At 47.0% G+C, this 20963-nt stretch carries 15 protein-coding genes; 12 read left to right on the plus strand and 3 right to left on the minus strand.

The window, feature by feature from the left end; translation table 11 throughout:
• Positions 1 to 665: discoidin domain-containing protein (locus tag BK120_RS16755; RefSeq protein ID WP_144376783.1), on the plus strand; the 665-nt coding region annotated here is incomplete at its 5' end.
• A gap of 243 nt (positions 666 to 908) precedes the next feature.
• Here the strand turns inward: BK120_RS16755 and BK120_RS16760 are convergent.
• A complete protein-coding gene (locus BK120_RS16760; RefSeq protein WP_076268653.1) occupies positions 909 to 1283 on the minus strand; it encodes a hypothetical protein in 375 nt (124 codons plus the stop codon).
• A 257-nt stretch (positions 1284 to 1540) separates the two neighbouring features.
• Positions 1541 to 2620, minus strand: coding sequence for an NAD(P)/FAD-dependent oxidoreductase (locus BK120_RS16765; protein ID WP_076268654.1), 1080 nt, complete (start codon positions 2618 to 2620; stop codon positions 1541 to 1543).
• A 187-nt stretch (positions 2621 to 2807) separates the two neighbouring features.
• Between BK120_RS16765 and BK120_RS35970 the strand changes: the two genes are divergently transcribed.
• The 5 genes from BK120_RS35970 to BK120_RS16790 all read left to right on the plus strand — a co-directional run bounded on the left by BK120_RS35970 (position 2808) and on the right by BK120_RS16790 (position 11150).
• A complete protein-coding gene (locus BK120_RS35970; RefSeq protein WP_076268655.1) occupies positions 2808 to 3833 on the plus strand; it encodes a helix-turn-helix transcriptional regulator in 1026 nt (341 codons plus the stop codon).
• 248 nt (positions 3834 to 4081) lie between these two features.
• Positions 4082 to 5032, plus strand: a complete 951-nt coding sequence (locus BK120_RS16775) for an ABC transporter substrate-binding protein (RefSeq protein WP_076268656.1) — start codon at positions 4082 to 4084, stop codon at positions 5030 to 5032.
• An 86-nt stretch (positions 5033 to 5118) separates the two neighbouring features.
• A complete protein-coding gene (locus BK120_RS16780; protein ID WP_083682088.1) occupies positions 5119 to 7053 on the plus strand; it encodes an ABC transporter ATP-binding protein in 1935 nt (644 codons plus the stop codon).
• Positions 7050 to 8789 carry an ABC transporter ATP-binding protein gene (locus tag BK120_RS16785; RefSeq protein WP_083682090.1) on the plus strand — a complete coding sequence of 580 codons (1740 nt, stop codon included), beginning with the start codon at positions 7050 to 7052 and terminating at the stop codon, positions 8787 to 8789. Before BK120_RS16780 ends, BK120_RS16785 begins: the two co-directional genes overlap by 4 nt.
• A gap of 543 nt (positions 8790 to 9332) precedes the next feature.
• A complete protein-coding gene (locus tag BK120_RS16790) occupies positions 9333 to 11150 on the plus strand; it encodes a family 43 glycosylhydrolase (protein ID WP_076268657.1) in 1818 nt (605 codons plus the stop codon).
• A 185-nt stretch (positions 11151 to 11335) separates the two neighbouring features.
• Here BK120_RS16790 and BK120_RS16795 read toward each other — a convergent pair whose 3' ends face one another.
• Positions 11336 to 13612 (minus strand): preprotein translocase subunit SecA, encoded by a 2277-nt coding sequence (locus BK120_RS16795; RefSeq protein ID WP_076268658.1) that lies wholly within the window; start codon positions 13610 to 13612, stop codon positions 11336 to 11338.
• An 872-nt stretch (positions 13613 to 14484) separates the two neighbouring features.
• Here BK120_RS16795 and BK120_RS16800 point away from each other — a divergent pair.
• The 6 genes from BK120_RS16800 to BK120_RS16825 all read left to right on the plus strand — a co-directional run bounded on the left by BK120_RS16800 (position 14485) and on the right by BK120_RS16825 (position 20858).
• The gene (locus BK120_RS16800) at positions 14485 to 15324 is read left to right on the plus strand and encodes an aminoglycoside phosphotransferase family protein (RefSeq protein WP_076268659.1); all 840 of its coding nucleotides are present in this window, start codon (positions 14485 to 14487) and stop codon (positions 15322 to 15324) included.
• Positions 15325 to 15504: 180 nt separating this feature from the next.
• Positions 15505 to 16665: a tryptophan synthase subunit beta gene (trpB, locus tag BK120_RS16805; protein WP_076268660.1), complete on the plus strand. Its 1161-nt coding sequence runs from the start codon at positions 15505 to 15507 to the stop codon at positions 16663 to 16665.
• A 265-nt stretch (positions 16666 to 16930) separates the two neighbouring features.
• Complete coding sequence (locus BK120_RS16810; protein WP_076268661.1) at positions 16931 to 17785, plus strand: sulfurtransferase; 855 nt, start codon at positions 16931 to 16933, stop codon at positions 17783 to 17785.
• A 434-nt stretch (positions 17786 to 18219) separates the two neighbouring features.
• Complete coding sequence (locus BK120_RS16815) at positions 18220 to 18765, plus strand: 50S ribosomal protein L25 (protein WP_076268662.1); 546 nt, start codon at positions 18220 to 18222, stop codon at positions 18763 to 18765.
• Between the two features lie 181 nt (positions 18766 to 18946).
• Positions 18947 to 19540, plus strand: coding sequence for a DJ-1/PfpI family protein (locus BK120_RS16820; protein ID WP_076268663.1), 594 nt, complete (start codon positions 18947 to 18949; stop codon positions 19538 to 19540).
• Positions 19541 to 20030: 490 nt separating this feature from the next.
• Complete coding sequence (locus BK120_RS16825) at positions 20031 to 20858, plus strand: helix-turn-helix transcriptional regulator (protein WP_076268664.1); 828 nt, start codon at positions 20031 to 20033, stop codon at positions 20856 to 20858.
• The last annotated feature ends 105 nt before the right edge of the window (positions 20859 to 20963 follow it).

Genomic DNA, 20963 nt, shown 5'->3' on the forward strand with positions numbered 1-20963 from the left:
AGCATGCATCGGAAGGCGGAGAGCCAACCTCCTATAACACGAAGGCATATAATATCCAGGTCAGTACCGATGGTACCAACTGGAAAACGGCAGTCAACGTAACCAATAATAAAAATAGTGCGACGGTAGACAATATCACTGCATTATCAGCAAGGTATATCAAGTTGAACGTTACGGCGCCTACGCAAACCACCAACCTTGCAGCAAGAATCTATGAGTTCGAGGTATACGGACCTCCAAATTTAGCATTAAATAAACCCGCGACGGTTGACAGTACATGCAATATTTCGCAAACCGCGGCCAAAGCCGTGGACGGCGTAGTTGTCAATGACAGCAAATGGTGCTCCAAATCCAGTAGCCGTTGGCTGCAGATCGATCTCGGCTCCGTGAAGCAAGTGAACCAATTTGTCATCAAGCACGCATCGGAAGGCGGAGAGTCGGCCTCTTATAATACGAAGGCTTATGATATCCAAATTAGCACGGATGGTCTGAAGTGGAATAAGGTGGTAAACGTAACCAATAACTTAAGTGGCATTACGGTAGACACAATTACTACTGTACCGGCTCGATACATTAAGTTGAACGTTACGGCGCCTACGCAAACCACCAACCTTGCAGCAAGGATTTATGAGTTTGAGGCATACGGACCTAGTTTTACGACATAACCCTTGCGACTTATGTAATAGTAAAGATTTAATGCCTCTGAAACTTTAAGTTTCAGGGGCTTTTTGATTTTTAATTATAGACACGACGCCCCGCCGGGATTGCATGGGTTTCGAACATGGTAATTGTCATGCAGGAATGACAGGGGAGCAGAGAAGTGAGGTAAGGGAAAAGACTGGCCCCGAACGAATAAGGGCCAGCCTGCGAGAAATCGCGATTGCGGAGGGATTTCATCCCTTACGTAATTATAGAAAATTAACCTTGACTATATCCCTGCCGATGAGAGTCCCCCAACGGTCATAAACCGATGCATCAATATTGTAAGTTCCGCCTGCCAGCACGAGCTTTGTACTATTTGTTAACGTATGATGAATGTCGTATCCGCTGGTCGGCACGTTGAGCAAACCCGAATAGTAGGTCCTTGATCCGTTGTTTATTTCCTGGATGCGGAACTCGTACTGGTAACCTCCGGTTGGCTTCGTAATACCGATATAATCCGGAACCGCGCCGTAGCTATTCGGATACGGGTTAAACACAAAGACCCCATTGGCCGCGCTCGCTTGGGAAGCCATCCCGAGCAGCAAACCGATGACCATGACAAGCGAAAATATCTTCTTCATTATTCATTCCTCCTAGTAAGGTTCGTCTTACCCGTTCCGGCCGAAAGGGGTATGTACCTTTGCAGAGAGCTCTCGCAATGAATATATCATCAATGAACAGAAGTAACTATATTTAGAATTTTGAATTGTATGTCTATTTCTATCGGATTTTTTTCTATTACATCGCTCATGTGGCGACGTACTCTTTTGCGTTGTACTCTTACAATACAGTAACGTTGATTTTGGAAAGCTCTGTATACTACATTCTAGCACCCAGCTCACGCGCGAGAAGCATCGGGAACATCATTCGAGTGGTCTGAAAATCGGGAGAGTCGACAAGGGTCTAATTCGCTTCTTGATTCCCGATAGATTATTTCACTTGCAGCCAGATGCGCAATCAGCGGCGCCAGCGTAATCGCAGAATGCATCACTGTCAGATAAAGTCCGTTTATGTGGTCGTGGAAGCCCACGATCGGATAGCCGTCTTCAGGCATAGGTCTCATCCCGACCTTTATGCTTTCCAGTTCCAGTTGATTTCCGTCCTTCAGACTGTGCCTCAACGTGTTGAACGCTCGCTTACCGACCGCCTCTGGTCCATTTTCCTCTGACTCGTCGATATAATCTTCCGCAGCCAGCAGTATATGATCTGTCAGTTGGCGTGCTTCAAATTGCGCATTTGAGATTAATGTGCGTATCAGTTTATTCGTAGTTTTCATCTGAATTAGAATGGAAGGCGACGGCGTTACCGGCACGTGACAACCTAAGGGGTCGCAAAGTTTGGGTATACCTGTTCCTGCGGCCAATACTACGACATCTGACTCCAGAAAACCATTGGACGTATGGACGCCGACTAAGCGGGAATCTTCTTGCTGCAGCTGTGTAACGTTGGTGCCGAACTTAATCTTTGCTCCGTACTCCCGTGCTTTGCTGAGCAACAGCTCCGTTACCCCTATAGGGTCCACCGCACCTTCTTCGCTAACAAAGATCGCTTCATTCGGATATTCCTTTAGATTCGGCTCCAATGCCTCAAGCTGCTCTCGGTTTAATTTTTGAAAGTGGAGTTGCTCCCTGAGTGGCGGGGTTCCCCAAGTCAGCGCTCCATTCCAATGAATCTTCAGTTCGGGCAGCTCTTGCTGAAGCGTATGATATTCTTCTAGAGCTGCATCATACAAATGCCAGTATTCTGGAGCCACTCTATGAGTCGTATGTATCCAGGCAAAAGATTTTTCCGTAACTTCACGCGCCGCAGCGGGGTGTCGTTCTATTACGGTTACATCTTGATTTCGTTTAGCCAAATGATAGGCCAAGGACGCCCCGACAATCCCTGCGCCAATAATCACGATTTTTTGTTTTTGCAATTATGACTCCCCCTCTATAACTCTAGTGTAACATAGGAATCATGGTAATCAGACGTTATAACATATTCAGACAGCTGGAGTGATTGGAGTACTAATTCTAGTAATCCGGTTCCTAACGCTTTTCCTGTTTAACTTCTCGAACCAAACTAATATAATAGGAAAAAAGTATCGGAGGAGGTAAACCAGAATGGAGGACATCCAACGACACGGGTGTGAAATTGAAAATAAACGAAATAGAAGCTGTGAATTGACCGCTCATTTGAATCGCATGTACAGTGCAGATGCTCTGGAGCATCAAGTGAAAGTTCCATTCGAGATTGGAAATGGCTCTTGGCAGCGTATGCGGCCACTTGCTGCTGTCGAGTTGGTGCTTTGTGATGTGCGTTTTCACAAACATATGGTGATGAGCAGCAAAGAAGCGGAGGACTCTGCCGTTATTGGTTTTTGTCTGGGTGATCCGATCTGGTGGAATGTCGAGGGCAACAAAAAGGAGTTTGGACTTGCTTCTGGCGAGGTATCGGCCTTCTTCAACACAGAGGACAGCCATTGCTGCGAGTACGATGTCCACCGGCATTTTCAGGGCTTAACCTTAAAGCTGAACCGGAAAATGGCCAGCCAATCGTTGCAGCAGCTTCCCATTGATAGGGTAATGCATGCTTTTTTTGAGAAAAAGGGACAAATATTTAGCAGTAAGATGACGCCAGGCATGAAGCAAATTACGCACGAGATTTTACACTGCCGGTACACGGGCGATGTGAAGCAGATTTATTTGAGTGCCAAGGTATTGGAGCTTATTGCGCTATACGTTAGTGAATCGCTGCTTCAGAAGCCGCTAACTATGCCGGATTTGTCCAGAACCGATCTTGCTGCTCTTCACCTGGCCAAAGAAATTTTGGATGCCAATCTGCTGACGCCTCCAGGGCTAGGCGAATTATCCAAGCAAGTATGCTTGAACGAATACAAGCTAAAAAAAGGTTTTAAGGAGCTGTTCGGTTTCCCGGTTCATGCCTATGTGATTGATTGCAGGCTGACGGCAGCCTATTACATGCTGGAAGAGGGAGTTGTAAATATAACGGAGGCTGCTTATGCTGTGGGCTTTAGCAAGGTAGGTCATTTCTCTGAACAGTTTAAGCGCAAATATGGGATGAAACCTTCTGAATATTTCCCTCATCATCGGAAGCTGAGCGGGGAGCGTGTACTTCCTTTACAATAATCCGGATTTGTCCTTTCCCCTCCCGATTTGGGTAGCAGCTGGCAGGGCTGGTATGAGATAGTAGGGCATATCGGCTGAATGACATCCTAGCGTGAATTGAAGCTCTTTTTTTTTCGACTTAATTGATAATGATAATCGTTATTAATTTAAGGTATGGATGAGAAATGAATACTTCGTACAGGGACGGAATTCATTCAGTTGGCAACTAAGCTAGAGCGTACTCAATACTGGAAAGGGTGGATTACGAGATGAAGAAGGTTTTAATTTTGGCCATAGCATGCATGGTGTTCGTACTGTCAGCTTGCAGTAGTGCGAAGACAACAGGGGAAAAGGGGGAGAACGGTCAGGCGACGTTCAAAATGATTGAGAATGCTAAAGGAGACAAAATCAAATTGCCGCTTCATCCAAAGCGGATTGCAGATTTATCGGGATCAACGGAAGAATTGCTGCTTCTGGGGATTAAGCCGATTGCATCAGCCAATGCGGATTATGGAACCCGGGGAGTATTCACGCCTACAATTAAGGACAAGTTGGACCCCGATACGATCAATTTGGGCTGGTATGCTGAGCCAATTAATATAGAGCTTGTCACAGCTGCCGAGCCGGACTTGATCATATTAGGGACGTTGTTCAATGAAGACTTGTATGAACAGTTGTCGCAAATTGCACCAACGGTAGTTGTTCCACATCCTTATTATGCCTGGAGGGAACGATTTGCCTTTCTGGCCGATCTGTTTGACAAAAAGGATGTAATGGATAAATGGCTTGAGGAATATGAGCAGAAGGTTGTGGATTGGAAGGAGAAGCTATCGCCGATTATACAGGATGAAAGCTTTGCTATGATTGAAACTTATCCGAAAAATCTGGTGGCTTATTCATCTACAGGCAGCGCGGAGTTGATCTATAAAGACTTCGGCTTCAAACGTACAGAGGGCATTCCTGATCCTGAACATTGGGGAGGCCGGGAGATGAGTTTGGAAGGACTCACTGCTATTAACCCAGATCATTTGCTGCTCATGGAGAACAGCGAGAACAAAATGAGTGATAGTAAAGTATGGAGCAATCTAAAGGCCGTTCAGCAGAACAATGTATATCGGATTACAAACATCGATAACTACAATTATTCCTATACCGCAATGGGCAGGATGCATCTACTCGACATGATTGGGTCACTTATTCTGGAGAAGCACAAGAAGTAGGCTGATTCGTTCTCATCTTGGTCAAGTCAGCGGGGAATAATGAACCCGGACAGGCTGTTCAATCCTAACGTAAAGGAGTTATTGCCATGGATTTGAAATCTGAATTATCGGGATTGCTACAAGTTACCGCAGAGAAAAAAGGACTTCTGTCCGTGGCCGTCATTTTCTCGACAATCTCCAGCTTGCTGCAGGTGGCCCCTTTTGTTGCGGTATATCAAATTGTACAGGAGCTTTTTCTCCATGCCAACGATCAGGCAGGTATAGACAAGAGTCTCATTATGTATTGGGGTCTTGCTGCATTGGCGGCGTTAATCGGAGCTCTCGTCACGCTGTATATTGGCGGTATGTGCTCGCATATTGCGGCCTTCGATATTTTATATCGATTAAGAGTTCGTCTTGCTGATCATGTGGCCAAAGTTCCCATGGGCTATCATACAAGAACTGCGACCGGAGAATTGAAAAAAATCATCGAGGTCAGTGTCGAGAAAATCGAAAAATTTATTGCGCATCAGCTTCCGGATACGGTCAGCGCCATCATGATTCCTTTGCTGTTAATTAGTTATTTGTTCTGGCTGGATTGGAGGATGGCATTGGTACTGCTCGTTCCGATCAGCTTCGGCTACTGGCTGCAAACCCGAATGTTTGCAAGCGAAAGCGGGCGGAACACATACCGTGATTTTCAATATGCGGTGGAGGAAATGAATGCATCTGGTGTTGAGTATGTGCGCGGCATGCCTGCTGTCAAAGTGTTCGGCATTAAAGCGGACAGCTTTCTAAGCTTCAGGTATGCAGTCGAGCGCTATCGGGATATATCGCTTCGGATAACGGACCTTTACAGAAGGCCGTACGGTCTGTTTTTTCTGGTGGTTAGCTCGCTGTTCACATTCATCATTCCAGCAGGACTAGTGCTTGCTTCCAATACACCTGGCAATCTGGCTTTTACAGTTACCTTTGTACTGTTTCTGCTTATTACTCCAGGAATGGCAGTGCCGCTGCTGAAGCTGATGCAAGCTGGGAGTGGCTTGCGGGAAATTGTGGAGGGCTACAAGCGGATTGAAACTGTGCTTGAGGAAGGGATTGTCGAAGAGCCTGCTGTTCCGAGAGACCCATCTTTTTATGATATTGCGTTTGAGCAGCTTTCTTTCGCCTATGAGCGGAGCGACAGCAAACATTATAAGCCTGTTCTCAAGGATATTGGTTTTGTGGCCAAGGCTGGCGAAATGACTGCATTCGTTGGTCCTTCGGGCGGAGGCAAATCTACAATTGCCCAATTGCTGCTGCGTTTTTGGGAGATCAACGAAGGTCGTATTACGATAGGCGGCGTTCCGATTCAAGAGATCGGAACGGAGAAGCTGATGGACCTCGTATCGTTTGTTTTTCAGGATGTGCATCTCTTCTACGATACAATCGAAGCCAATATCCGAATGGGCAATATGACGGCATCCAAGGAAGCTGTTACAAAAGCCGCGACCATGGCTCGCTGTCATGAATTTATTGAGCAGCTTCCGCAAGGCTATGACACCAAGATTGGGGAAGGAGGCACTTATCTATCAGGGGGCGAAGCCCAGCGGGTCTCTATTGCTCGGGCACTGCTCAAGGATGCTCCGATTTTAGTACTGGATGAGGCAACTGCCTATGCGGATGCCGAAAATGAGTACCTAATTCAACAGGCTTTGGCTAAGCTGGTGCAAGGGAAAACAGTGCTTATTATTGCTCATCGGTTATCTTCCATACGGGCGGCAGAACAGATTCTGGTTATTCGACAAGGAGAAATTGTAGAGCGTGGGACTCATGACGAGCTTCGGGCATTACAGGGACTATATGAGCAAATGTGGAAATCTCATATTAATGCTGCTTCTTGGAAGCTAGGGGCGGGACGGGCCACAGCTAGGGACTCAGCAACTGCAGAAGCTGTCGGAACAACAGTAATAGCTGAGATAGCTGGAGTTGCTCCTGCATCTCCCGAAGATACTATTGCGAAAGTACCTTATGCTTCTAATGGAAGGAGGGGGAAGCCGTGAAGCAATATCTGATGAATCTGTCAGGCGGAAATCCTCGTCCCCTTATCCCTTCGACACTTGCCGCTATGTTGGATGGCGTGGTCAAGATTGTCCCCGCTGCCCTGCTGGCAGATCTATTTCATACGATGTATACCTTCTATACGGAGCCGGGTACTGCGTGGAATACCTGGCGGCTCTGGATGGTGGCGGCTGTACTGATTGTTTGGCTGCCTGTCTCCTATGCTGCATATTCTTTGCTGTACAACAAAGCTTATAGAGCGGCGTACAGCCTGGCTGCTGCGGGTCGGATGAGTCTGGCTGAACATTTGCGTCGTCTCCCGTTAGGTTATTTCGGTAAGCGCGATCCGGCGGATATGACTAACCTGCTTTTAAGCGATTACGCTCAAGTCGAGCATACGATATCGCATAATGTACCCCAGTTAATCAGTGCAGTGATGCTGCCATTGCTGGCATTTGGCGGCTTGCTGCTGTTGGATTGGCGGATGGCACTGGCAATGTTCGTGGCAGTGCCAGCAGGATTGCTGCTGCTTTGGCTGACGGACGCGCTGCAGGTGCGCTTGAGCGAAGGGCACATCCGGGCTAAAAATGAAGCGGCCAACCGACTGCAGGAATATTTGAGCGGCATTCAAGAAATCAAAGCCCATAACATGGGGGGCAAGCGATTCGAACGTTTGCGTCTCGCCTTTGACCAGCTGAAGCGGGCTTCGATTCGGCTTGAAGGGTTAATGGGCCCGCTCATTTTGGGAGCGACACTGCTGACCCGCTCGGGCATGACGATCATGATTGCAGCAGGGAGTGCTTGGCTTGCCGGAGGGACGCTTTCTTTGACCGTCTTTCTGCTGTTTTTACTTGTAGGCACCCGCATCTTCGACCCGCTGACCGCCGTATTGATGAACTATGGGGAGATTCGCTATTCCGCTTACAGTGCCCAGCGCATTATGGATATTCGGCAGGAGCAGCCGATGCCGGGAACGGGAGGTATTGACGAGAATGGTGCGATTGTATTCGACCGAGTTACCTTCGGTTATCGGCCAGAAGCACCTGTTCTGAAGGAGCTGTCGTTTACGATTGCGCCGCAAAGCATTACAGCCTTAGTAGGACCGTCGGGCAGTGGGAAAAGCACAGTTTTGCGCTTAATCGCTCGTTTCTGGGACGTTCAGCAAGGTGCTATCCGCATTGGGGAACAGACGCTCGAACAGTCCGATGCTGAGCAGTTGTTATCGCATATATCGATGGTCTTTCAGGATGTATACCTCTTCCAAGATACCATTGGAAACAATATTCGCATCGGCAAGCTGGATGCAACGCAAGCAGAAATTGAAGCAGCGGCTAGACGTGCCTGCTGCCATGAGTTTATTTCAAGGCTGCCGCAAGGGTATGACACCCCGGTTGGCGAGGGCGGCTCCACATTGTCCGGCGGCGAGAAGCAGCGTATCTCTATTGCTCGCGCACTGCTTAAGAATGCATCAATTGTTCTGCTGGACGAAGCTACGGCTTCGCTTGATCCAGAAAATGAAGCTGAGGTTCAGCAGGCCATCAATGAGTTGGTCGCAAGCAAGACGGTCATTATGATCGCCCACCGTCTGATGACCGTTCAGCATGCGGACAAAATTCTGTTTCTCGAGCAGGGTAGGCTTGTAGAAGAAGGCACGCATGACGAGTTATGCGCCCAGGCTGGACGTTATGCTAGCTTATGGAGCCTGCAGCAGGAAGCTGCAGGCTGGCAGCTCAAATAAGAAAAATTTAGAGCTTTTCTGATATAGGCAGCTCGCAGGCTTATTGATTTTTGCTTCCGGGATGCAATGCTGAGTAATGAGCAACTAGAATTTTAAAAAATCTGTTTATTCTAGGCGATTTGATATGCAATCAAACGGAAATCCCCTTCAAAGGAATTGAAGGGGATTTGATGATTTATTGGTAGTTTATAAACACAGTACGAGTCGATAGTGAATGAGTTCGGTTCATCTGAGAGAAGGAGTAGTTAAAAGAAATTCAAACTGATGATGTGTTTTACGGTTGCCTAAGCGAAGAAGCTATTTGGGGGCTGCAGCACTTTTCAATTTTCATGTAAACGGTTCCAAAAGGCTAAGAATGACTGGGAAAGTTTAAAAATGTCTCACTACATACTAGGTTACTCATACGGTAAGCTAATAGTAGTCCTTATATTTACAGATCTTCCATTATGAATACTTAGGGGTGATGTTGGAATCCTCTTCGCTGTCTGGTTGCCAAGCAAGCTAATGGTATAAGCCGAACCTAAGAAATGGGAGGTAATAATTATGCGTAAAAGGTTTTTAAGTTTGTTTTTGTCAGCAGCGATGCTTCTGTCCGTCCTTATCGGATTCAATTCCTCTACATTAGCCGCGGATCCAATTATCAGTTCTGGAAATCCCATTTTTACTAGTATTTTCACCGCCGACCCTTCTGCTCGAGTGTGGAATGACGGACGTATCTACGTGTACGCGTCACACGATATCTTTCCATCCAGAGGCAGCGATTTGATGGATAAATATCACGTCTTCTCGTCGGACAATATGGTCGACTGGGTGGACGAAGGAGAGATCCTGAGCGCGGACGATGTGCCGTGGGGACGGCCGGAAGGGGGCTTTATGTGGGCTCCGGATGCCGCATACAAGAACGGAACCTACTACTTCTATTTTCCACATCCTAGCGACACGAATTGGAATAGTTCTTGGAAGATCGGCGTGGCAACAAGCGACAAGCCTGCCGAGGACTTCGAGGTTCAAGGGTATATACAGGGGCTTCCTGACAGCAATTTGATTGATCCTAACGTATTCCGCGACGACAACGGAACCTATTACCTGTATGCCGGAGGAGGAGGTACCAGCTACGGGATGAAGCTTGGTGCCGACATGGTGTCGATAGATGGTCCCGTTAAGCAGTTCACCGAGCTGGAGGATTTCCACGAGGCTACTTGGGTGTTTAAGCGTGGAAGCGTTTATTATTTAATGTACTCCGACAATAATCCTGGCGCGAACCGGATGCGGTATGCAACCAGCAGCAATCCTCTTGGACCATGGACCAACCGCGGCGTCATACTGGATCCGGTATTCGGAAGTGAAACTTCGCATGGATCTGTTGTGGAATACAAAGGGAATTGGTATATGTTTTATCATAATGCGAAAATCTCCTCGAACGGTACGCTGCGTTCCGTCGCCGTAGATCGGTTGTATTTCAATTCTGACGGGACAATCCAAAAGGTCATACAGACGTCCGAAGGAGTACCGGCTGTTGGACCGCGCTCAACCGCTACAGAGGTCAAGTACTACGATTTGATTAACGAAAGCTTTGACGCATATACACAGAAAACGGAGTATGCCATGAATATGAGCAACGTATCTATAGGAGGAGGGGCGACCCGATCCGGTGCAAATGTTGAAAATATGCATACACAAGGCTCCTACATTCAGTTGAATGGAATCAACGGCGGCGCAGGCGGAAAAGCGCTTCTTACCGTGCTCTATTCTTCCGGGGACAGCGGATCAGCCTTTAAGGTAGATGCAAGCGGCGACACGGCCGGAGACGGTTATTTTCTTTCCCTGCCTGGCACGGGAGGGTGGGGAAATTATACCGGTCGAACGAACCGTCTAATTGATTTGAATTCGGGCACGAACAATCAAATCCGGCTAAGCGGCGGTATGGGAGGAGTCAACGTATCGCGCGTCATCGTATCCTTGATCCCGCAAACGACACAAGAAGCGGAATATCCGATGAGCGGAGCTAACGTGTCAGTCGGGGGAGGGGCGACGAAGTCGGGTGGAAACATTGAAAATATGCATATCCCGGGCTCCTACTTCGAGCTGACTGGGGTTGGCGGTGGTATGGGCGGCCAGAAGCTTTTGACCGTGGTTTATGCTTCAGCGGATGCCCAAACAACCTTTAAAGTGAACGCCAGCGGCGACCCGTCGGGGAACGGCTATTCGCTTACTTTGCCTGGCACGGGAGGCTGGAGTGCCTACACCGGTCGGGCCAGTCGCATCATCGATTTGAATACAGGCAACAGCAACGTTATTCGGGTGAGCGGCGGCATGGGCGGAGCTAACGTGAGCCTAGTCATCGTCTCGTCGATTCCGTAAATAAGAGTCCGTTAAAATAACAAAATAATTGCTTAATCATTAAGCAGGATGAGGGCTTTGACAGGTTACTGGTTGGTGACCTGTTGCGGCCCTCTTTGGGCTTTTACGTTCAACATTAAAATTAAGCAAGTGTTTTAATCACGAGTGGGCGGCAACGCAATTATCCTTAAAAAAGCTACGCTATATCAAATTTTTGACCACCCGAATACCGGCTGCAAAATCTTGCGAATATAATAAGCCATTATCGTCATGGGGGTCCAAGAGCTGCGCTTGTTCTGGATGTATTGATCGTTGATAATATAAGTCCGAGTGGAAGTAGGGCTCTTCAGACCAAACATTTCCCACTTCGCCGGATCATTCGAACCTTCGAGCCTTACAAGCATATTCTCCGACTCACTATTTATTTTAGCCGGAATTTGCTCGTAGGCTTGGGCGATTTGCACATGAAATTCGTCGATCGGATTGCGGCTGGCAAGGCTCTCCAAGTGGATGCCTTCGCGAATGTAAGAAACGTATGCCAGATGGTCAGCCCAGATCTCGTCGATATAAAAAAGTCGTACCCGCTGCTCCGAAGGGCTCATCGGCTTCTCGCCTTTCAAAATTCCGAGCCTCTCCTCGTATAGAATTCGCCTCTGATCCTCCACCATATCCGAATAACAGTTCAGTTCCTGGCGGATATGAAAGTTTTGCCCCATTGCAACGCGCTGAATATGCGCGATTTTGCTGCGGAGCCCCGGCTTTTCGAGAGCCTCATCCTGCCTCAGATTGCGAAACGCTTTATCGATGCCGAACTGAAGCAACAACTCGTCCTCCAAGCTTACGAAAATTACGGAAGCTCCCGGGTCGCCTTGGCGGCCAGAACGCCCGCGCATTTGGTCGTCGATCCGAACGCTTTCGTTTACATGTGTGCCAATTACATACAGCCCACCAAGCTTGGCGACAGCTTCTGCTTGCGAGGGGTTGCCGCCGCCGAGCCGAATGTCGACGCCACGGCCTGCCATATTCGTAGACACCGTCACGGCCCCGATTTCTCCTGCTTTGGCTATGATCTCAGCTTCTTTTGCGTCGTTTTTTGCATTCAGAACATGGCAAGGTACATCGGCAACCGCTAGCGCCTCCGCCAGCATGTCAGATTCTTCGACGCTTGATGTACCAATGAGAATCGGACGACCCGTCGCATGGACGGATATGATTTCTTTTACAAGTGCCTTGAGTTTGGCTTCTTTATGAGTATAAATCCGGTAGGGATGGTCAATCCGTATGTTTGGCCGGTTCGGCATAATTTGTACGACTTGCAGCGCATAAATATCTTCGAATTCCATTGCGGAAGCGTAAGCGGTAGCCGTCATTCCACAAATCTTCGGATATAGGCTAAGGAAGTGTTGAAGGGTGATTGTCCCGAGAATTTCCCCGCCGGATATCGACTGGAGCCCTTCTTTGGCCGCAAGTGCAGCTTGCAGCCCGTCCGGCAAATGCCTGTTCTCCGCCACGCGGCCGGTATATTCGTCGATCAGCTCGATTTTACCGCTCCGGACGATATAATCAACGTCTTTTTTCAATAACAATTCCACATGCAGCGCGCAATTTAATGACGTTAACAAAAGACTATTATGGCTATCGTACAAATTGCCGCATCCGAGCAGCGACTCAACTTTCGCAGAGCCTGCTTCATTTAAATATACGTTCCGCTCAAACTCGTCGAAGTCGAAATGCTCTACTTGCTCGAGATGCCGAGCCACTTCTGCGAAACGAATGCCGTCGTTGCTGGAAGAGCCCGACTCGCCGGCGATGACTAGCGGCACCCGCGCTTCGTCGAGAAGCAGTGAATCCGCTTCGTCGACGATGACGTAGTGGAAAGGACGATGTACGGTATCGGCTTCGCCCAGTGCGATCGTGTCTCGCAAATAATCGAATCCCGCCTCCTTGGCTGTAACATAGGTTATATCCGCGGCGTACGCTTCGCGTTTCTCGGACAGGTTCATGCCCGCTTGAACCGAGTTTATAGTTAACCCTAGGAAACGATAGATTGGGCCCATCCACTCCGCATCTCGATTTGCCAAATAATCGTTAAAAGTCAGCACATGAACGCCTTCGCCTGTCAGCGCATTTAGATAAGCAGGCATAACAGCAGAGAGTGTTTTTCCTTCACCGGTATGCTGCTCGATCAAAAATCTCTCGTGAAGAGCGATGGCAGCGATGATCTGAACATCGTAAGGCTGTAATCCGAGTGTTCTTTTCGCTGTCTCACAGACTAACGCATAAGCATCGATAAGCAGCTCATCCAAAGGCGTACCCGATTTTGCTTTCTCTCTTAGCCGGAGGGATTCCGCTTGAAGTTGCCCATCGTCCCATGCTTCCAAATTCCGTTTCCTAATGAGCTCCACTTTGTCCTGATAGACTTGCAGTTTATGCTGGGTATCGCGGTCTTTGAACTTTTGCATCAGCTTGGCGGCTATATTCATAGGAATTTGATCTCCCCTCGGTAGAAATTCGATTAGTTTTGGATAATATTTGTGCTGACCTGTCACCTAATAGGTTTAAAATCACTTCATATAAGCAAAACCATATACTGCACTTATCGTTATCACCGTACTCTAAAAAGCAAAGCTGACCGCGATCCAGCAGAGGACGCGTTTGGACAAGCTTTGAGCGTGACCCATTGCTGCCACTCAGACCAGACACTTCGAGAAGCAATATAATCGAAATAAATGGCTAATGCATAATCCATGACAGCAGCTTACTTCTCCTCCTCCTTTAAATAAAACACTTCCTAAACGGGAACCTTGTAAGTTACGGCAAATTTGAGAGCGAACGTAATCGAAGGGGAGTAGTCTCCTTTCTCGATAACCCTTCTGTCTGGCGAGTCGCTGCAACCGTCTGAAGCGCGCCCTCAGTCCACGATCGTTGTTAACAAGCATACGAGGGACCGTCTCTAGTTATTGGTTAGAAAATATTGTAATTTGTGTATTGCAAAATGTAAATCATATATTGCATTCCAGTGGCGGAAAGTGTCTGAAAATACTTTGATTAAGCTTTGTGTTAAGTACGAAGATAGTACATATTTTTCTGCTAACCTTCCACTGAGTTTTTTATTTCAGGTGATTACATATTTATCCTCCTAAATTTGTTCGCTTTCAACTAGCTGCAAAACTCGATGGCATTTTGGTAGGCAGATTCCCTTTTTAAGTAGTCAATATGCTCAGCAATGAATGGAATACTATCGTCTCTATTTTTATATTTTCAGGTTAATGGAAGAGTGGTATTATAACGAATAATAGGTTTAATTTCAATTATTTTACAAAATTAGATTGGATAAAGGGGGTAACGCTTTATTATGCTAGGCAAATGCATAGGCATTGGCTCCAGCTGTGAGGTGCATGAGTGGGGCGAAGAGGGAAAAGTAGTAAAGTTGTTTCATGCTGGCACGCCATTGGAAGCTGTTCAGCTCGAATATCGGAACAGTTCTGCTGCTTGGTCCAGCGGACTACCGGCAGCGCGCCCGTTCGAGCAAGTCGTGTGGGATAACCGCCTTGGTATCGTCTTCGAGAAAGTAGTCGGATCGACATTCGTGAATCGTTTTTTTGAACAACTGCATGCTTTTCATGAAATTGATTTTGACGATGTAGACAGCGATTTAAGGAAATTTGCTCGCGTCCTGTATAACATTCATAAAGGAGACATCAGCGGGATCGTTAATGAGCAAAAGGAGCATTTGAAGGTAATCATCGGTAGACCCTCCTTGCTGACGGAAGACGAAATAACTGCCCTCCATGCTTATGTGGATCAGTTGCCTAATAAACGAATGCTATGCCACGGCGACACGAACGTCAATAATCTCATTTTGCGAGAAGGTATACCAGTTATGATTGATTGGATGCATGCCGTGATTGGCAACCCGGCGGCGGATATCGCGGAAGTATGCGTGACGATCCTGTATGCTGTGCTGCCCCCAGAAACGCCGCCTGACGTTAACGCATTCTTTGAATTCTCGCGGCAGACAGCTTACCGTATATTCGTCGATGAATATTGCAAGCTGTCTGGCGTGACAGAAGATGAAATACTCCCTTGGTACGTTCCCGTCGCCGCTCGTCAGCTCGCATCGGGTGCTTTATCAGACGTACAAGCGAAAAAGCTTGTTGCTTTGATTAGGGATAAGCTCAGTATCGTGCTTTAGCGAAGAGGACTGTAACAGGTTAAGGACAAGTTTACGATTGGGAGTCATTTTCAGAGCATGACTGCAAGCTAGAGTGTTATTATTCTATCGTGTGACAATACACGTATATAAAATATCAAAGAAAATTATGGTAATATAGTTTTGATAGATTACCATTTTAATTTATGGAGGCGCTTACTTATGGACCAACAGTTGCAGCAAGAGGGGTACTTCGGGGAATTCGGAGGCAGCTTCGTTCCACCGGAATTGCAGGAAGTGCTAAACTATTTGAGCGAGCAATTTTACAAGTTCAGGGAAGATCCGGACTTTCAGGAAGAGCTCAGCTATTATCTGCGTGAATATGTTGGCCGCAAGAGCCCGCTCACGTATGCGGAGAGGCTGTCCAAATCGTGGGGAGGACCCAAGATCTACTTAAAGCGCGAAGATCTGAACCATACTGGTGCGCATAAGATCAATAACGCTATTGGCCAGATCCTACTAGCCAAGCGAATGGGCGCCAAGCGGATTATCGCCGAGACTGGTGCGGGTCAGCACGGAGTTGCGACTGCTACGGCCTGTGCTATGTTTAATATGGAATGCGTCATCTATATGGGAGCCGAAGATATGCGCCGCCAGGCGCTTAACGTGTTCCGGATGGAACTACTGGGTGCTACTGTTGTGCCGGTTGATAAGGGGCAGGGTCGACTGAAGGACGCCGTGGATGAAGCATTGGGTGATCTGGTTCGTAATTATAAAAATACATTTTATTTGCTCGGTTCTGCGGTTGGTCCACATCCGTTTCCGACGATGGTTAAGCATTTTCAGGCGGTCATCAGTGAAGAGTCGAAGCAGCAGATTTTGGAGAAGGAAGGTCGTTTGCCTGATGCGGTAGTAGCCTGTGCGGGCGGTGGCAGCAATGCGATTGGAGCGTTCGCTCATTACATCGACGAGCCGAGCGTTCGCTTAATCGGCGTTGAACCCGATCAAGCACCGACTTTAACGGAAGGCGTTCCGGGCATGATTCACGGCTTCAAATGCTTGGTACTACTGGACGAAGAAGGAGAGCCGCGGAAGACGTATTCGATCGCCGCGGGGCTCGATTATCCGGGTATCGGGCCAGAGCATAGCCACTTGAAGGTGACAGGGCGCGCCGAATATGCGACGGTTACCAATCAGGAAGTGCTGGAAGCGTTCCAAGAACTTTCTCGTACGGAAGGAATTATCCCTGCCTTGGAGAGCGCGCACGCGGTTGCCTATGCCAAGAAGCTGGCGCCAACGATGGATCAAGATCAGATCCTAATCATTAACCTTTCTGGACGTGGAGACAAAGATGTCGAGCAAGTATTTCAGATGATTAAATAATAACAACCGTCGGCTGCATCTATGCAAGATCGGCTGCGGTACGATGAAAACAATCACGATTATCACGATGTAATCTAGAATTTGGAATAGCAGACCGGGAGACTCCTAAGTAGAGAGACTCCCGGTCTTTGTTATATAATTGGCAGAAGCGCTCCATTGAAGATTGGAATCACACCATATACTATAGATATGAAGGCTAATAGAGCAATCTAAGGCTAAAGGTTCCATAATGGATTACATAAATGAACGAAAGAGGCGAGTCAAAATGAATAACATCGTGTCGTTGGAATGGCTAAAGGAGAAAATCGGTGAGCCAAAACTTGTCATCGCGGATTGCCGTTTTCGTTTGGACGATCCCGATGCGGGGCCCAGAGCGTACGAGGAGTCCCATATTCCGGGGGCTGTTTATATGGATCTGGAGAAGGATCTATCCGGTGAGGTCGAGGAATATGGCGGACGCCATCCGCTTCCCGATATTTTTGCAATGACAGTGACGTTCGCCAGGACGGGCATAAGCAACGATTCGATTGTGGTCGCGTATGACGATCAAGGCGGAGCGATGGCTTCTCGGCTGTGGTGGCTGCTGAAGTATATGGGACATGAGCAGGTCTATGTGCTGGATAAAGGCTTCTCGGCATGGGTCACAGAAGGGTTGCCTGTATCAACTGAGAACAAAGTGGTACAGCCTGCGACATACCTTGCAACGGTTCAGCACAATATGCTAGTTGAAATGGATGAGGTTAAGGAGCTGCTTGGCAGCGAGGGAGTAACGCTTATCGACTCGCGCGAAGCTCCACGCTACCGCGGAGAGGTCGAGCCGATCGACCGCGTCGCAGGCCACATCCCAGGCGCGATTAATCGTTTCTGGAAAGAGGGTCTAACGGAATCCGGCGGTTGGAAGGACGTCGCCGCTCAAACCGATCGGTTCTATGATCTGGACAAGAACGGCGAGCTGATCGTGTATTGCGGATCAGGCGTCACAGCTACGCCAAACGTCATTGCGCTGCAGGAAGCAGGCTTCACGAAAGTGCGCTTGTATGCAGGAAGCTGGAGCGATTGGATTAGTTTCTCTAACAACCCAATCGCCATCGGGGACGAAGAAGAACGGTTAGAAGAATAGCAGTAATTATTCGATGAATACATCGCCATGCAGCTTGTAAGCTGCGGCGATGTATTTTTATATCGTGAACTCAACACGAGGTCAACAAATGGATATCGAACGGTGAAATGAATTATTTACAGAGACCTAGCGTACACTCTTATTCATCTTAAATGTACAAAGGTGCCGGAACCTTTGCCCGTAATTGTTCAGTTTCTTGATTAGACAAGGTGACGTTTCTATGATATGGTGTGGTTTACAGATAGGCATTCCACTTTCCGAAGTGGGGTGCCTTCCTGTATATTTACGGAGGTTTTACATTAAATGTATTGTGCCGTAATCGGCAGAACATGGAGGTGGTGATGCTATGTTTCGCTCTTTATCCCCAATCGGGGAAGATTCAGCGACTAAGGAACAAGCGCAAAGATCTTTTAATAAAGAGGAGAGAGTTAAGCATGACAACATTTATGCAAGCAGAGAAACGTACACATTTGAATACATCAGGGCTTCGTAATCTACGTAAATCAGGACGTCTGCCTGGTATTGTGTTTGGTAGGAATGTAGAAAATAAGATGGTTCATATTTCAACGATAGAATTTCATAAGTGGTTGAAGCAAGGTGCATCTGGTTTTATCGATATACAGCTTGACGGGAAAGATTCGGTGTCTGTACTGCTTGAGGATCTCCAGCGAGATCCGGTAACGCGTGACTTAATTCATGTTGATTTCCAGCAAGTGCAGAATAACGAAATCGTATGCACAAAGATTCCAGTAAAATTCATAGGCAAGCCAATCGGATTGAAGCAGGGCGGGATCGTACAACTTCAGTCCGAGTTTATTGAGGTAGAAGCTTTGCCAAGGCATTTGCCGTCGGTGATAGAATATGATATCAGCGGCATGAATATCGGTGAATCCGTCTATGTGAAGGATTTGGATTTGTCATCAGAAGTTACACTTATTTCCGGTAAAAACGAGTTTCTCGTATCTGTAGTGAAGCCTTAACTCATCCTATTAGGCTTCAACTATTAAAAACACGTCGTATCTGCAGCTTACCTGCGGGTACGACGTGTTTTTGCGTAATTTGACATCTTCCTCCCGTTCTTAAGGACCATTGACGGCGCTTGCAAATTATCCCCATAATAGAAAAAGGTGTTACATGAATTTACAGTTGGGAGAGGGTAAAATGTCCAAACGCGTGCTTATTCTAACCGGCGACGGTGCAGAGGTTCTGGAGGTTTATTATCCATTCTATCGGTTGAAGGAAGAGGGCTACGAGGCAGTGATCGCTTCGCCGAGAAAGAAGACATTAAATACGGTATGCCACGACTTCATCGATGGATGGGATACATATTCGGAGAAGCCAGCTCATCTGCTGCCGTCTGATATAGCCTTTGCGGACGTGGAGCCTGCTGACTACGATGCCTTGATCATCCCAGGCGGACGCGCTCCTGAGTTCATCCGCAACGATCAAGATCTTCCGCGAATTGTCCAGCACTTTCTGGATGCGGACAAGCCTGTAGGCGCGATTTGTCACGGTGCTCAGGTATTCCTGGCGCTGCCCGATCGTTCCTACTTCAAAGGCAGAACGTTAACGGCATACAATGCGTGCAAGCTAGAAGTCGAATCACTCGGCGCAGAATATGCAAGCGAGACACTGCATGTAGACGGAAATTTAGTATCGGGTCACGCATGGCCTGATCTCCCTGGATTTATGCGGGAATTTCTAAATCTGCTTGGCCGGACGTCAAACAAGGAACTAACCTCAACCACAAGTTAATTCTTAATACAGCGAATATGCATTGCCTTTCAAGTGTTGGCTTTGCATACGAATAGAAGAAGGAAAAGACACCGTTGAGGGTGTCTTTTTTGACATATGCGCGCCTAGCCAGCGACGAGTAATTGCTGAGAGGCATAACAGTATGAATGATTTAAATACATCGCCATGTGGGCTTAATGCTCTAAGCGATGTATTTTTTTGTGCTTGGAATCAATACAAAGCCGACGAAAAAATTGGAATAGGTTCATGAAATGCTTTTAACAGAGCACATGCTCATAAACTATAAACTCTTAGTAGAGAATATGATGCCTGGTTACTTAGGCTGTCAGCAGTAATTTGACTAACGGCAGATTGGCGATGATAATTGTTATCAATAACGCGAAAATAGATGAGTGTCCTCATGCCCGCCTTTCTATATTCCAACGGACACTGGATATACAACGATCGGTCAGGATTAACGGTCAATTACCATTGAAATGAGGTAAGCATAGTGAAAATCGACGTTGATCGGTTAGCAGAGCATCTGGCACACACTCCTTTTCAAGTACAAGGAGTATATCGATACGCTAGAAATCCAGGTTTGCCTCACGCTGACTATACAGATTCTTTTCCTGGATTTGTGTTTCCTCTTACAGGAAAAATACAATTTCAATTTAATGACACGCCTTATATCTTTTCGCCAGGAAAAGTTGTACATGGGGCTGCAAAAATGAAACTAGGCCAAAAAGTGCTTGGTGAAACGGACTGGGAATATATCTTAGTTTTATACCGGATATGTAACTCGGAACTAGAAGAGTCAAGCTTTTCGCATCAGCATTTTGAATTATTAACAGGGCAGTCCCCTCGTCTAATTGAATTAATTATGCGTCTTTGGCGTGTTTATAATCAGCGTGGAGGCATATCAAAGTTTCAGACCGAGATGCTGTTTCGCGATGTGCTGAATGAAGCCTTATTATGTGTTGATAATAGGCAAAATAGCTGTGAATCACATATTTTATTCGAACGGGTATCTAATTATATTCAAGAAAACTATTATCAAAACCTTACAATAGCATCGCTTGCAGAGCAGAATAACGTTAATCGCAATCGACTTTCTTACGTGTTTAGAAGGCATGCAGGTATGGGGCCTGCACAATATTTATTAAAATATCGTATAAACATGGCGCAAGAAATGCTATTTACAAGTGATGAACCTGTACAACAAATCGCAGAAACTGTTGGATTTGCTGACCCCTTTTATTTTAGTAGAGTGTTCAAAAAGCAATTTGGTATTGCTCCCACTGAATATCGAGAGAAGTTCATCAATAATCCATTCTAGTCTCAACAAGCATCCATTCAAATCAAAATATGACTTTACTATAATAATGGAAACGGAAATAAGCCCTTTATTGCATCAGAGTGTCTGTTCACTATAAGGGTATAT

The sequence above is a fragment of the Paenibacillus sp. FSL A5-0031 genome, from assembly GCF_001956295.1.
Lineage (GTDB): Bacteria > Bacillota > Bacilli > Paenibacillales > Paenibacillaceae > Pristimantibacillus.